The following is a 2409-nucleotide window of genomic DNA, read 5'->3' as shown; positions in this document are numbered from 1 at the left end:
GGACGTTCGTTCTCGTTCATGATGCCGAGCCGGCGGGCGACCTCCGTATAGGCTTCGACCAGCCCGCCCATGTCGCGGCGGAACCGGTCCTTGTCGAGCTTCTCGTTGGTGCCGATATCCCAAAGCCGGCACGAATCGGGCGATATCTCGTCGGCGACGACGATCCGCATCGCCTCGTTCTCGAACAGCCGGCCGCATTCGATCTTGAAGTCGACGAGCTGGATGCCGATGCCCAGGAACAGACCCGACAGGAAGTCGTTGACGCGGATGGCGAGCGCCATCATGTCGTCGATCTCCTGCGGGCTGGCCCAGCCGAAGGCGGTGACGTGTTCCTCCGACACCAGCGGGTCGTCCAGCGGATCGGACTTGTAGTAGAACTCGATGATCGAGCGCGGCAGCACCGTGCCTTCCTCGATGCCAAGGCGCTTGGACAGCGAGCCCGCGGCGATGTTGCGCACCACGATCTCGACCGGGATGATCTCGACCTCGCGGATAAGCTGCTCGCGCATGTTGATCCGTTTGAGGAAATGGGTGGGGATGCCCATCCGGTTGAGCGCCGAGAAGATATGTTCCGAAATCCGGTTGTTGAGAACGCCCTTGCCCTCGATCACATCGTGCTTGGCGGCGTTGTATGCGGTGGCGTCATCCTTGAAGTGCTGCACGAGGGTGCCGGGCTCGGGGCCCTCATAAAGGATCTTCGCCTTGCCCTCATAGATGCGGCGGCGCTGTTTCATGCATTGGCCTTTTTCTGCATTGCGGCCGAGCCCCCAGGCGCGGGGACGACGGCCGAAACGATGGCCCCGTTTATCCGAAACGATCCGGCAAAACAAATGCGCCGTTGGCTCGTCACCGGGAAATTTCGGCGCCGGCGCGCCGGCGCGCCCGCATGCGCCGCAACGCCGGTTGATCTTTGACGAACCATTTGGTTTAGACCGGTCCTGCGCCTAAATTGACGGCAAACCGAACCCGGGCATCCGGCCCCTTAAGGAGCACCGATGAGCATCAAGGACCGCAAGGACGCTTTCGAGAACAAGTTCGCCCATGACGCCGAACTGCGCTTCAAGGCCGAGGCGCGCCGCAACAAGCTGCTGGGCCTGTGGGCCGCCGAAAAGCTCGGCAAGAGCGGCGAGGAGGCCGACGCCTACGCCAAGCAGGTGATCGCCGCCGATTTCGAGGAGCCCGGCGACGAGGACGTGTTCCGCAAGGTGCGCGCGGACTTCGATGCGGCCGGTGTCGACCAGTCCGACCACCAGATCCGGCGCACCATGGAAGAATTCATGGTCCAGGCCGCCGAGGAAATCGAAAAGGGCTGACCGGCCGGCGCGGCCGGACGCACCGGCGGGGAGGGGACATGGCGGCCTATGGTTACGGGTTGGCGCAGGCCCTGCGCGCCGGGCAAACGGTGCTGACCGGATGGTCGGCGCTGCCCGATCCCGGTTTCGTCGGCATGCTGGCCGGCGCGGGCTTCGATGCCGTCACGCTGGACATGCAGCATGGCGGCCACACCGAGCATTCGGTCTGGGGCGGCGTGGCGGCGATCCTGGCGCGGCGCGTGCCGGCCCTCGTGCGGGTGCCGGTGGGCCGGTTCGAGACGGCCTCTCGCGCGCTCGACTTCGGCGCCGATGCGGTGATCGCGCCGATGATCAATTCGGCCGACGATGCGCGCGCCTTCGCCTCGTTCATGAAATATCCGCCGCTCGGCCAGCGCTCCTGGGGGCCGGCGCGGGCCATCGCCCTGCGCGGGATCGAGGGCGGCAACGCATATCTTCACGCCGCCAATGCCGGCACGCTGGCCTTTGCGATGATCGAAACGCGCGCCGCGCTCGATTCGCTCGACGCCATCCTGGACATTGACGGCATCGATGCCGTCTTCGTCGGCCCGGCCGACTTTTCCATCGCCTGGACCGGCGGGGCCCGGCTCGATCCGGCGCTCGACGCCATGGCGGACGCGATCGCCGACATCCCCGCGCGCGCGGCCGCGCGCGGCAGGCTCGCCGGCATCTTCGCCCCCGATCCAGCCATGGCGCCGCGCTATGCGGCCATGGGCTACAGGCTGATCGCGGCCGGATTCGACGAGGCCGTCGTCAGCAGGGGCGCGGCGGCGGTGCTTGCCGCGGCGCGGGGGTGACCGGGGCCGTCACGGCCGCTGCATGAAGCGGGCGAACGCGCCGTGGACGGAGCCGCCGGGCTGCCCGAACGAGCGCGCTCAGCCGTTCCCGAAGACACGGGCGAAGATCGTGTCGACATGTTTTGTGTGATAGCCGAGGTCGAACCGGTCGCGAATGGCCTCCTCGCTCAGATGCGCGCACACATCGGCATCGGCGAGCAGTTCTTCGAGGAAGTCCTTGCCTTCGTCCCACACCTTCATCGCGTTGCGCTGGACGAGGCGATAGGCGTCCTCGCGGGAGA

The 2409-nt window shown here is 66.8% G+C and carries 3 protein-coding genes and 1 pseudogene; 2 read left to right on the top strand and 2 right to left on the bottom strand.

Annotated elements, in window-relative coordinates:
- A partial coding sequence (purC, locus tag AC5E6L_RS15200; protein ID WP_491774425.1) for a phosphoribosylaminoimidazolesuccinocarboxamide synthase occupies nt 1-734 on the bottom strand: 734 nt, incomplete at its 3' end.
- A 261-nt stretch (nt 735-995) separates the two neighbouring features.
- On the opposite strand from purC, the gene AC5E6L_RS15195 reads away from it, so the two are divergent.
- Both AC5E6L_RS15195 and AC5E6L_RS15190 read left to right on the top strand, forming a co-directional pair.
- A complete protein-coding gene (locus AC5E6L_RS15195) occupies nt 996-1313 on the top strand; it encodes a DUF1476 domain-containing protein (RefSeq protein ID WP_491230929.1) in 318 nt (105 codons plus the stop codon).
- 38 nt (nt 1314-1351) lie between these two features.
- Nucleotides 1352-2128, top strand: a complete 777-nt coding sequence (locus AC5E6L_RS15190; RefSeq protein WP_491230930.1) for an HpcH/HpaI aldolase family protein — start codon at nt 1352-1354, stop codon at nt 2126-2128.
- A 78-nt stretch (nt 2129-2206) separates the two neighbouring features.
- On the opposite strand, the pseudogene AC5E6L_RS15185 reads toward AC5E6L_RS15190, so the two are convergent.
- Nucleotides 2207-2409, bottom strand: a pseudogene (locus tag AC5E6L_RS15185) (adenylosuccinate lyase); the annotation flags it as partial.

The sequence above is a fragment of the Roseitalea sp. genome (assembly GCF_984466335.1).
Note: the sequence above shows the minus strand (reverse complement) of the source record. Positions and strands in the feature narration are given on the sequence as shown.